The organism is Syntrophales bacterium (genome assembly GCA_023228425.1).
Lineage (GTDB): Bacteria > Desulfobacterota > Syntrophia > Syntrophales > UBA2210 > MLS-D.
In genome coordinates this window covers 1-12,586 of sequence record JALOBE010000031.1, presented here as the reverse complement: position 1 = coordinate 12,586, position 12,586 = coordinate 1, and the positions used below count along the sequence as shown (strand labels likewise).

At 57.6% G+C, this 12,586-nt stretch carries 8 protein-coding genes and 1 pseudogene; 8 read left to right on the top strand and 1 reads right to left on the bottom strand.

Annotated elements, in window-relative coordinates; translation table 11 throughout:
• Positions 1-158: 158 nt before the first annotated feature.
• On the bottom strand, positions 159-821 hold the full coding sequence (locus M0Q23_09830) for a hemolysin III family protein (protein MCK9528912.1): 663 nt from the start codon (positions 819-821) through the stop codon (positions 159-161).
• 289 nt (positions 822-1,110) lie between these two features.
• Between M0Q23_09830 and M0Q23_09825 the strand changes: the two are divergent.
• From M0Q23_09825 to M0Q23_09790, 8 genes and pseudogenes are all read left to right on the top strand, one after another.
• A pseudogene (locus M0Q23_09825) lies at positions 1,111-1,188 on the top strand (30S ribosomal protein THX).
• A gap of 207 nt (positions 1,189-1,395) precedes the next feature.
• On the top strand, positions 1,396-2,178 hold the full coding sequence (locus tag M0Q23_09820) for a glutaminyl-peptide cyclotransferase (GenBank protein MCK9528911.1): 783 nt from the start codon (positions 1,396-1,398) through the stop codon (positions 2,176-2,178).
• A 202-nt stretch (positions 2,179-2,380) separates the two neighbouring features.
• Positions 2,381-3,586: an efflux RND transporter periplasmic adaptor subunit gene (locus tag M0Q23_09815; protein MCK9528910.1), complete on the top strand. Its 1,206-nt coding sequence runs from the start codon at positions 2,381-2,383 to the stop codon at positions 3,584-3,586.
• Entirely contained in the window at positions 3,583-6,699 is a 3,117-nt protein-coding gene (locus M0Q23_09810; GenBank protein MCK9528909.1) for an efflux RND transporter permease subunit, read from the top strand. The genes M0Q23_09815 and M0Q23_09810 overlap by 4 nt, the downstream gene beginning before the upstream one ends.
• Complete coding sequence (locus M0Q23_09805) at positions 6,696-8,354, top strand: TolC family protein (protein MCK9528908.1); 1,659 nt, start codon at positions 6,696-6,698, stop codon at positions 8,352-8,354. The genes M0Q23_09810 and M0Q23_09805 overlap by 4 nt, the downstream gene beginning before the upstream one ends.
• Before the next feature lie 444 nt (positions 8,355-8,798).
• Positions 8,799-9,623 (top strand): Fe-S cluster assembly protein NifU, encoded by an 825-nt coding sequence (nifU, locus tag M0Q23_09800; GenBank protein MCK9528907.1) that lies wholly within the window; start codon positions 8,799-8,801, stop codon positions 9,621-9,623.
• Positions 9,620-10,798 carry a cysteine desulfurase NifS gene (gene nifS, locus M0Q23_09795; GenBank protein ID MCK9528906.1) on the top strand — a complete coding sequence of 393 codons (1,179 nt, stop codon included), beginning with the start codon at positions 9,620-9,622 and terminating at the stop codon, positions 10,796-10,798. Before nifU ends, nifS begins: the two co-directional genes overlap by 4 nt.
• Before the next feature lie 432 nt (positions 10,799-11,230).
• Positions 11,231-12,232: a peptidylprolyl isomerase gene (locus M0Q23_09790; GenBank protein MCK9528905.1), complete on the top strand. Its 1,002-nt coding sequence runs from the start codon at positions 11,231-11,233 to the stop codon at positions 12,230-12,232.
• Positions 12,233-12,586: the final 354 nt, after the last annotated feature.

The window sequence follows — 12,586 nt, the reverse complement described above, 5'->3', positions numbered from 1 at the left end:
AAAGAGCGTTTCATGAGCACCAGGCACTGGCTCAACACTATTTTCAACGCGGCGACTGAATCCAGAACTAAAACCTGTAAAAACGCCGCATGACTTTTTACGGGACCATCAAATATGATGACGGGATTTTGTGAGACCTGTCGCGTCTTTTTTGAACATCAGGACAGAACCGCGATGTAGCGGTACATCATCCAGAAGTGGGAAAAGGTTCCCAACATGACCAGAACATGAAATATTTCATGGTATCCCAGCCGCGCCGGCCAGGGATCGGGATATTTCAGGGCATAGATGAGGGCTCCCAGCGAATAGAAGAGCCCGCCCCCGAAAAGCAGCAGCAGCGCGCCTCTTTCAAGGGCCTGGACCAGAGGCCATATGCCCGCGAGGGCCATCCACCCCATGACGACATACCCTGTCGTCGACACCCAGCGGGGCTGAGATTTCCAGCAGATTTTGAGCGTGATTCCCAAGACGGCAGCAAACCAGACGGCACCAAAGAGACCCCAGCCCCAGACGCCGCGGAGAGCGATGAGACATACCGGCGTGTAGGTTGCGGCAATGAGAACAAAAATCATCATGTGGTCCGCCTTGCGAAGCCGGAAGCGCACCCGATCCGGTACGGGAAGCCAATGATAGAGGGTGCTCGCCGTATACAGGAGGATCATGCCGGTACCAAAAATCGCGAAAGAAACGATGTGCCTGGGGCCGCCTGTCCGTACAGCGACACTGACCAGGACCACGAGACCGGCCACGGCGAGTAAGGCACCGATGAAATGGGTCAAACCGCTGACAGGGTCTTTTATCCTGCTATACAACACAGCCATACTCCTTACGGCGCGTATCCGGCGCAGTGTAACAGCCGGCCCCCCGGAGTAAAATCAGCCGCGCGGTACACCCGGGCAACGCTGTCCGAGGAAACGAGAAAGCATGACAGACTCGAAAAAAATCGAAGAACGTCCGCTGCAGGACGGCTCCGGGAAAAGTCTTCAGACACGGTACGGTACTAGCCCGAACAGGCTGTAAATGCAAGCGCCGACCGTCCTGCAAACCAGCTTGTCAGTCAACCGCTGCTGATGTATAGAGTACCATACATACCACGAGGGAGGTCAGAATATGGGAAAGGGCGACATACGCTCTCGAAAAGGGAAAATATGGCGGGGAACCTTTGGAAAATACCGCCTACGAAAGAAATCTTCGAAACCGGCCGGAGATGCCGGGGGCAAGAAACGGTAACATTTTTCCACTGCCGTTATCGTCCCGGTTCAGCCTGGATAGTCTCGTAAAGAATCGAAAACATTCGATCCGGGAAGCCTTCAGCCGGATCGTTTATAGATGAAAGGGAACATCCGGACCGGGTACAAAGCCGTCGGGCACATCTTCAAAAGAAGGGCGGAATCAATGGCTTCGCGAGTCATTCTTCTCCTTGTCCTGGTTGCCGTCACGGCCTGCCAGGGACCGGCGCGAACCATGGAAACGGGCGGGCAGATGACGTTTCACATACTTGACGTCTATCCCCATGACAGGGAGGCTTTCACCCAGGGATTGCTGTTCTATAACGGTTGTCTCTATGAAAGTACCGGCGGCTACGGATCGTCGGAATTAAGACACCTCGAAGTTCGTACAGGCAGGCTCGTCAAAAGCAGGTCCCTCCCGAAAGAATACTTCGGTGAAGGGCTCGCCCGCATCGACAACACCCTGGTACAGCTTACCTGGCACGAAGAGACCGCCTTCGTCTATGACCTCGACACCTTCGACCTGCTGGGCCGATACTCCTATGAGGGCGAGGGATGGGGCCTGTGTTTCGACGGCCGGGTGTTCTATCGCAGTGACGGAAGCAGCCGACTCTTTATTCACAGTCCCGGAACCTTCGAGCCGACGGACACAAAATCCGTTTTGTTCGATGGAAATCCCGTCGCCGACCTGAACGAACTCGAGTGCGCCGGGAACGACCTGTACGCCAACCGGTACATGACCGACGAGATTCTTCGGATCGACAAACACACGGGCCGTGTAACCGGTCGGCTGGATGCCCGGGAACTCCTGACGCCGGAAGAACGGGCCGCCCTGCCCCCGGACGCGGTCCTCAACGGCATAGCCTATGACGACCGGCAGAACGTCTTTTACCTGACGGGCAAACGATGGCCGAAACTGTTCAAGGTGCGCGTACATGATCGACGATGAATCACGGGAAGCATGCCCGGATGAAGACGTGCCGCCGAAACACCGCGTGCCGGTTCGAAATGACCGCCCCTGATGCTCTCGCGATTTGAAACCATTCACCCGACGGCCGCGAACAGTGCGGCCCATCGGCATAAACCTTGCATGCCGTATACTTATGGACTAGTATCGTTCGTCAGAGGATCGCCGTCACGACAGGACACCCATGGGGAAGCACAGGAAAAAAGCGGCAGTAATTGCGGGATTTGCCATCATCATCGGACTGACTCTCGTGTTCCTCGGCAACAGGAGGAGCCCTGATAACGCCGCCTCACTTCTTCCGGCCCACAGAGCCCGGCCGCCCGTCGCCGTCGAGATCGCTCCGGTGGAACGGGGAACCATGGCGGAACGGCGGGCTTTCACGGGATCCCTTCGGCCGGCATCGGAATTCAATGTCGCAAACCAGGTAGCCGGCCGGATCGTCGCCCTTCCGGTGGATCTGGGTGATCCCGTGGAGCGCGGACAGGTGGTGGCCCGCCTCGATGACGACAAGTATCGCTTCGAGCTCCAGCAGGTACGGGCGGAACTCGAGGTGGCACGGGCCAACCTCGCCGAAGCGGAAAGCACCCTGGAAACGCGGCGCCGTGAATTTGAGCGGGTTACACGCCTCCGTGAACAACGGGTCGCTTCTGAATCGGAACTGGACTCGATCAGGGCTGAATACCGGGCACAACAGGCTCGTGTGCGGGTTGCCGCGGCACAGGTGACGCAGAGAACGGCAGCCCTGATGGGAGCCGAGCTGATGCTGTCCTACACGGTAATCCGGGCCGACTGGCAGGATGACGACCTGCACCGGTTCGTCGGTGAGCGTTTCGTCGACGAAGGCGCGTATCTGACGGCCAACACTCCGATTTTTTCCATCGTCCGGATTGACCGCCTCAGGGCAGTCGCCTACGCCACGGAAGGCGACTATCCCCGTCTTTCCCCGGGACGGAAAGCCGCCATATCAGCGGATGCCGTACCGGGAAAGATCTTCTGTGGACACGTGTCCCGCCTGGCTCCGGTGGCTCGTGAAACATCGCGGCAGGCCCGCATGGAAATCGACGTTGACAACTCAGAGCTTGCCCTGAAACCGGGAATGTTCGTACGCATCGAGATAGAATTGGACCGTAGCGAAAACACGATCATCGTCCCCCGGGAAGCCGTGATCGAACAACCCGAAGGCCGGGGAGTCTTCATTGCCGACAGGGAAAATGCGGTTGCCCGCTATGTTGAGGTGGAAACGGGATTGCAGACACGGGATCACGTGGAAGTACTCAATCCCCCTCTTGAGGGATACGTAATCACCTTGGGCCGTCATCTCCTGTCTGACGGTTCTCCCATCCTTCTTCCCGAAGAAAGCCCTGTGCCCTCGGGAGGGGGGCATCGATGAACCCGGCTCGCTTCACTGTCCGACGGCCTGTTTTCACGATCATGGCAACATTCATCGCCGTCACGATCGGCATGGTATCCCTCGCGAAGCTTCCCATCGACCTCATGCCGGAGGTTACCTACCCCACACTGACCATCATGACCACTTACGAAAATGCCGCTCCCGAGGAAATGGAAGAGCTGGTAACCCGCCCGATCGAGCAGGCCGTGGCCGCCGTTGCCGGTGTGGAACAGATCAACTCAAACTCGTCGGAGGGCTCAAGCATCGTTCGGGTATCGTTTTCCTGGGGTACCGACATCGACGCGGCCACCAACGATATCCGGGACCGTCTGGACCGTATCGGCACCATTCTGCCCGATGACATCACCCGACCGCAGGTCCGCAAATTCGATATTTCGGCCACACCCATCCTGACTCTCGGCGTGGCGAGCCCCCTGGACCCGCTTGAACTGCGTCACCTTGTCGATGATCGGATACGCTACCGTATCGAAAGGATCCCCGGCATCGCCGCTGTGGACATATGGGGAGGCCTGGAACGGGAAATTCAGGTCAACCTCGATCTCAACAAGATCCAGGCCCTGGGGATGACCCTGGATGGAATCCGTCAGGCCATTCGGGACGCGAATATCACTGTTCCCGCAGGCGACATCGAACGGGGCCGTTTCGATGTATCTCTTCGAACACCGGGACAGTTTGCAAACCTGGATGAACTGTCGTCCACGGTGGTGGCATTCCGGGAGAGCGCGCCCATCACCCTTGACCAGGTGGCTGAAATCCTCGACACCCACCGCCGGGTAACCAGGATCATCCGCATCAACGACCAGCCCGGGGTCCGCCTCGCCGTGAGAAAACAGCCTGACGCAAACACGGTGGCTGCGGCACAGGCGGTGCTGCGGGAGCTGGAGAATATCCACGACGACTTCCCCCAGGTCTCCATCTTCCCCCTCAGGGACGCCTCCCAGTATATCCGGCTTGCCATCGACAATGTGCGCGGCTCCATACTTTACGGCGGCGCGCTGGCGGTAGTGCTGCTTCTCTTTTTCCTGAGGAGTCCCCTGTCCACCCTGGTCGTCGCCGTGGCGATTCCTGTTTCCGTTATCTCGACCTTCGCGCTCATATATTTCGGAGGCTTCACCCTGAATCTCATGACCATGGGCGGTCTCGCCCTGGGCGTGGGCATGATGGTGGACAGCTCTATCGTTGTTCTGGAAAACATTTTCCGCCTCAGGGAACAGGAACGGCTGAACGCCGAGGAGGCCGCCATCAGGGGGACCGGGGAGGTTGCCGTCGCCATCGTCGCGGGAACCCTGACCACCCTGGCTATTTTTCTGCCCATGTTCTTCGCCCGGGAACTCGCGGGAATTCTCTTTCAGCAACTCGCCTGGGTGGTGGGATTCGCGCTCCTGGCATCACTCTTTGTCGCGCTCACCGTCACACCCATGCTGTCGGCGCGCCTGATTCGGCCGTCCCGGGAAGAAATCCGTAAAAAGAACCGTTTTCTGACGAGACTTTCAACCTCGAGTGGCGATCTCTTCGCGTCCCTGGAACAGCGTTACCGGCAGATACTGCGGGGAGCCCTTTCCCGCCGGGGGCTGGTCATCACCGCTTTCGGATCGGCCTTTCTCGTTTCGGTCGTCCTTGTATCCTTTGTGGGAACGGAATTCATGCCCGCCGCCGATGAAGGCGAGGTCCGAATCACCATTGAAATGGAGTCAGGCACGCGGCTCGCCCTGCTCGACGAAACAGTGCGCCGCATCGAACAGACGGTTGTACCCGCCGTTCCGGAAGCAACGACGGTAAACGTCGTGATCGGAGGTTCCTCCTTTCGCGCCGGCGCGGCCATGACCGGCGATATCCGCCTGGCGCTGGTCCCCCTGGCGCAACGGTCCCGATCGAGTGAACAGATCGCCGACGACCTTCGCGGGCGTCTCAAGGATATTCCCGGTGTCGGGATCCGTACCCAGGCGAGCGGCGGCTTCTTCGTACTGAGACTGGCAGCCGCCGGTGACGACCGGCTGACCATCGATGTGCGGGGCTTCGATTTCGGCATGCTCGACAGCGTAGCCGGAGACGTGTATGAGGCCATCAAAGATGTACCCGGCATTGCCGATGTACGGCTGAGCCGCGAGGACCCCATGCCGCTTGAAGTAATTCGTATCGACCGTGTCCGGGCAGCGGATCTCGGTCTTTCCGTGGTCCGCATCGCCCGGACCATCGAAACGGCAATCGCGGGATCGACAGCCGGCCAGTTTCGCGACGGCGGTTCCGAGTACCGGATATTCATGCGCCTGAAGGACGCGGAGCTTCTCGATCTCGATGATATTCTCAACGTAAGCGTCATGAACGACCGGGGCGAATTTATCAGCCTGCGTAACGTGGTGAGCATAGAGCGTGCCGACAGCCCCCGGAACATCGAACGGCAGGACCAGCAGCGTGTAAGCCGCGTTCACGTCAATATCAGCGGACGAGATCTCGGGTCCGTGGCATCCGATATCAGGGACAGAATTGCCGCCCTCCCGGTGGCCCGGGATATCGACATAACTTTCGGCGCCGACTATGAACAGCAGGAACGGGCCTTCGGTGAACTGGGACTGGGCCTCATCATGGCCATCGCCCTTGTTTACATGGTCATGGCCTGCCTGTACGAATCTCTGTCGGACCCGCTCATCGTCATGTTTTCAGTTCCCATGGCCCTGATCGGCGTTGTCGCCATGCTCCTCGCCACGGGTACGACCATCAACTCCCAGTCAGCCATCGGAGGCATCATGCTGGTGGGGATCGTGGTAAACAACGCGATTCTCATCGTCGACCAGGCAGGAAGATTCCGCCGCCGGGGAGGAATGAATGCCCTCGAGGCGGCCCTCGAGGCGGGCTGCAGACGTTTGAGGCCCATTCTCATGACATCGCTCACAACCATGATGGCCCTCATGCCCCTGGCCCTGGGCATCGGCGAGGGAAGCGAACAGCAGGCACCCATGGCCCGTGTTGTCGTGGGGGGACTCATGAGCTCCACCTTCATCACACTCATACTCATACCCGCCATTTATTCACTTTTCTATGGTCACCGGGATGGTTCTCCGGTGTCATCATTTCTCGGGAGATCTGATCAATGAAAGGGAACAAACACCGTGTAACGTTCATGGCCGGGATTATCGCCCTGTCCCTTTCAGGATGCGCAGGCGTTTCCATGCCGGGCCTTTCCGGGGCTCCGCCCGTGGAGCCCGTACCGGCGATTTCGGAACAGGCACACCTCGGTCCGGTTGAACCGGGGGAGGAAACCACAGCCCTCTATGGTGAACTGTCCCGATTCAGGCCCCGGCCCGAAGACGGCACCGTCGTTCTCCCCCGTCCCGTGAACGGTCGATTGTCCGTCACCATCGAGGACGCCGTCTTCCTTACGCTCAGAAACAACCGCTCCCTGGCGGTTCAGCTTTACAAGCCTCTCGTGGCCGGCACCTTTGAAGAACAGGAACGGGCCCGGTTTGATCCCTCTGTTTTCGGCGAGGCAGCAATTTCACGGGACCGGTCTGAACAGACGCCCCGGGGAGCGGCAGGCACGACGGACGTGCGAAGCGAATCGGATTTCTACCGTATCGGAATAGACCAAACCTTACCCACCGGAACCGGCATCGACCTGTCATTCAGGCAGAACCGTTCGGATTCGGGCGTGACCGGACAACGCCAGACGGCGGGCGTGCAGATGACTCTGACCCAGGCTTTGCTCCGGGGTTCGGGTCTGGAGGCAAACCTTGCCCGTGTTCGCCGGGCCGAGCTGAATACGCTTGCTTCACACTATGAAGTGCGGGGGTTCACGGAGGCCCTGGTGGCCGAAACCGAATTGACCTACTGGGATTATGTTCTCGCCCGGCGACGGATCGTTATTTTTGAGGACGCCCTGTGTGTCGCCCGGGACCAGGCGGCTGACATAGAGCGCCGCATCGAGGTCGGCACAATCGCCGAGACGGAGCTGGCGGCGGCTCAGGCCGAACTCGCGTCCCGACGTCAGGGGTTACTGGACGCCTTGAACCAGCGTGACCGCATCGGACTCTCACTGCTCCGACTTATGAATCCACCTGACGCCGATGGATGGTCCCTGGATATTGAACCGATGGACGGCCCCCGGGGCCTGGATGTGGAGCTCGACACGGTGGAAGACCACCTGGACCTGGGCCTTCGAATGCGGCCGGAGCTTTCCGAAGCACATCTGCGGATCGAGCAGGGGCGACTCGACGTCGTAGAGACACGAAAGGGCCTGCTCCCCCGTCTCGACCTTTTCGTCACGCTGGGGAAAACAGGCTACGCTGACAGTTTCGGCGGATCCCTGTCCCGTCTGGATGGTTCCTATTATGACACTACGGCGGGTACCCGGTTTGAATGGACCCTCTTCAACCGCGCCGCCGAAGCGGCGGACACGAGGGCCCGGGCCACGCTGGCACAGGCCCGGGCAAGTCTGGATAATCTGGCCCAGTTGGTAGTGCAGGATATCCGTGATGCCTGGCTGGAAGTCAAACGGGCACAGTCCCAGATCGAAGCGTCCACTGTCCGGCGCCGCTGGCAGGAAGAAGTGTTGCGGGCGGAACAGGTAAAGTTTGATGTGGGACGGGGCACGGCACTGACGGTCGCCCAGGCGCAGCGCGACCTGCTGGAAAGCCGGCTCGACGAAATCAAAAGGATAATCGACTATCGCAAGGCGCGGATTTACCTGTATCTCCTCGACGGTTCCCTTCTCAGGAGACGGGGGATCGAAACGGCGGGAATCTCTTTCTGATCGTGGAGAAATCGGAACAGATCCCCTCCGCGACCATCCCGGCTGTCTTCGTTGACCCCGCGGATGCCGTGTCGGCCGCGGGAGGGTTTCTTGCCCGTCCCATGCAGCCGGCCGTTGAAAGCAAGATCCGGATTTTTTACGAAGCCGTCATGTTTCGTGATTATACTTTACCATTGTTTCCTGTTTGTGATAGTGAATCGCGTTATTCCGGTCAGAAAACTGACGAACTCGTAAAAGGTCGAAAAACGTCCGATAGAGGACGGCTTTGTAAAAGGCCCTCGAGGCACGGCGCGCACATTCTGAGGAATGAGACGTACTTCCGGGTACGCCGCAGCGACGAAGGGAGAAGCGCAATCAGGCATCCGGCTGCAGTGCCGGATGTCATACCTCCGGTACCATTGTACGAAGTCGTCAGAATCGCGGTATTGTTTCAGGGAGGCTCCCGTGTGGGACTATTCAAATACAGTAAAAGACCATTTTCTCAATCCCCGCAATGTGGGTGAGATTGAAGATCCCGACGGCATGGTCCAGATCGGATCTATTGCCTGTGGTGATGCTTTGAAATTCATGTTCAAGCTCGGTGACGACAACCGGATCAAAGAGGCCCGGTTCAAAACCTTCGGGTGCGCGAGCGCGATCGCCTCTGCCTCCGCCCTGACGGAGATGGTGCTGGGTATGACCGTGGAGGAGGCCGAAAAAATTACCAACCGGGATATCGCCGAATACCTGGGAGGATTGCCGGACGCGAAAATGCACTGTTCTGTGCTGGGAAGGCAGGCTCTCGAGGGGGCCATCGCAAACTATAGAGGTGTCCCGGCACCGCCGGAGCACCAGACCATCATATGTGAGTGCTTCGGCGTCACCGATCACGACATCGAGCAAGCCATCGAGGAAAATACTATCATGACCGTCGAGGAAGTGACCAATTATACGAAAGCCGGTGGGGGATGCGGAACCTGCCATGACGCCATCGACGATCTTATCAGCAGGGTCCGGGCAGAGAAACGGGGCGCCCCGAAGCCGCGGCTTTCCAATCTTCAGAAAATCAAGCTCATCGAGGAAACCATTGACCGTGAAATCAGCCCCTCCCTGAAAAAAGACGGAGGCGACCTGGAAATCATCGACATAATCGGCAACCGGGTTCTCCTGGCACTCCGAGGATCCTGCGCGACCTGCCCCATGTCGGAACAGACCATGAAGGGTTTCGTTGAGGCAAAGCTCAAGGAACTGGTTGACGACGACCTCATCGTGGAGGAGATCGTGGAATGAGCATCATTTATCTTGATAACAACGCCACTACACGGATCGACGCCGCGGTCCTGGAAGATATGATGCCCTATCTCACCGATTTCTACGGCAACCCCTCCAGCATGCATTCATTTGGAGGAGAAGTGGCCAAGGCCATCGTGACTGCCCGCGGACAGGTCGCCCGCCTCATCGGCGTCTCTCCCGAGGAAATTATTTTTACCAGCTGCGGAACCGAAAGCGACAATGCCGCTATTCGTTCCGCCCTTGCCGTAAACCCCGACAAGCGGCATATCGTGACGAGCCGCGTCGAACACCAGGCAGTACGGGGACTCTGCTCCGTTCTTTCCAGGAACGGATACCGGGTCACAGAACTGCCTGTCGACCGGGACGGCCTTCTCGACATGGATGCCTATCGGGCGAGCCTCACCGCGGACACGGCCCTGGTGAGTCTCATGTGGGCAAACAACGAAACGGGGGTCATCTTCCCCGTCGCCGAAGCGGCGGAAATGGCCCGAAACAGGAATATCCTTTTTCACACCGACGCCGTCCAGGCGGTGGGGAAAATTCCCATCAACGTCGGGCCCACGGCTATCGACATGCTGTCTCTTTCGGGGCACAAGCTTCACGCGCCGAAGGGCATCGGCGTCCTCTACATCCGTAAGGGAACAAAATTTAACCCTCTTCTTATCGGAGGCCACCAGGAACGAGAACGCCGGGGCGGAACAGAAAACGTTCCCTCCATCATAGGACTTGGAAAGGCGTGCGAACTGGCCCTGGAGAACCTGCAGGACATGGGCGGCAGGGTCCGGATTCTCCGTGACAGACTGGAAGAAACCATAATCGCCTCCATACCGAACTCCAGGGTGAACGGGAGCCGGGAAAACCGGTTGCCGAATACCACGAACATCAGTTTTGAATTCGTGGAGGGTGAGGGAATTCTGCTCATGATGAACGAGTACGGCATCTGCGCTTCTTCCGGGTCTGCCTGCACATCCGGTTCGCTCCAGCCGTCACACGTCATGCGCGCTATGGGCGTCCCGTTCACAATGGCTCACGGCTCCATACGGTTCAGCCTGAGCACGTATACCCGTGAAGAGGAAATTGATGTCGTCATCGGGCATCTGGTCCGAATAATCGACGCGCTCAGAAAAATGTCACCCTTCTGGAACGACGACGGGATCTGCCGGGTTCAATGACCGGAACAACACCCGCTGCGGGGGGAGTGTTTTAAAAATATGTATATTCCGCCCTATCTGTGATAGCACCGTATGACGCTGTCTGGTTCCCCCGGGCGGTGTGCCCGACGCTCCACATATCGGGTTTTCTCCGGAGGATCGGTTGTCGCACAGCACCGGGGCCGGATCATCCGGGTGGTCAGGATGTGCCTGCCCTCCACAGATATTCCGAATCCGTATAATGGGAGATCTTTATTGAAAAACTATCGATTGTGTCATTTCGACCTCTCCCCTGTCACTTCGAAGGCATGTGAGAAGTCTCAAAGATCCCTCGTTGTGCCCGGGACATGGATTTCCCGTCGCTTCGCTTCTCGAAATGACACAATTAAAGCTCTCAATGGAACGTGAGTTCCCGGGGATTCTTTTTTAATCACAAGGAAGGAGTCGTAAAACATGCTGTCGAGATCAATGGTAAGAACGTGTATTCTGTGGCCGGCCATGGCGCTTCTGGTTGTCATCCTGGCATACGTGCCGGCCGCGGCCGAGGAGCAGGGTTTAGCCGCAACGGAGGGGGCCGCGGCTCTTGTTAATGGAACGGAGATCTCCCGAATTTTCCTCGAATCAGAAATTGACAAGATTACAACCATGCTGTCCAGGCAAGGGAAGGTGCTTACTGAGGAGGAACTGGACGGCCTGAGGCGGGACGTGCTGGAAAAACTGATCGACTACGAGGTGCTCTGGCAACAGAGCGCCAATAAAAAAATAGCTGTTTCAGACCAGACCGTAAACGACGAGGTGGATGGACTGAAGAAACAATTTCCCGACGAGGAGAGCTTCATGCGTTCAATGGAGGAGATGGACATTTCCGAAAGTGAACTGAGAGTGCGCATAAGAAAGAATATTGCCGTAAGAGATCTCATCGAGCAGGAAGTTTCCAGTAAAATCAAAGTGACGGAAGAAGAAGGCGAAACCTTTTACAAAGACCATCCCCACTACTTCCTGGAACCCGAACAGGTACAGGCAAGTCACGTCCTGATTGAAGTGAGCGACAACGCGACGGAAGAGGAACAAGAGAAAGCGAAACAGGAGATCGAGGCTCTCGAGGCACGATTGAAGAAGGGTGAAGACTTCGGCACTGTGGCCCGTGAAGCGTCACAATGCCCGAGCAGCATCCGCGGCGGCGACCTGGGCTTTTTCGGGAGGGACAGTCTCATGGACCCGCAATTTCTCGAAGCAGCCTTCGCCCTGGAACCGGGGGAAATGAGTCCCGTCACCGAAACCCGATTCGGCTACCATATCATCAAGGTGACTGACAGAACACCCGAACGGGTCATCCCCTTCGACGAGGTCAAGGAAGATATCGACAGCCACCTGCAGGAACAGAAAACCATCATCCTTCTTCAGGAATATTTGGGCTTTCTGAAACGGGGAGCTGCCATAGAACGCTTCCTGTAGCGGGAAAAGATATGCGAATCACGCCTGGCGGCTTCGTACAATGGTGCCGGAGGCTTGCGTGCGGAGACCTTTAAAAACTATCGATTGTGTCATTTCGATATCAAGGAAAGATTTCTCGTCGCTTGCGCTCCTCGAAATGACATTTTTAAAGGTCACTTCGAACGCATGTGAGAAGTCTGAAAGATCCCTCGCTGTGCTCGGGACAGGGATTTCTCGTCGCTTGCGCTCCTCGAAATGACAAAATTGCTTCGCTCCTCGAAATGACGGACCTTAAAGCGCTCCTCGAAATGACAAGGGGTAAGCTTGAATACCAGCCATTTTTGTCATTTCGACCGAAGGGAGAAATCTTTCACT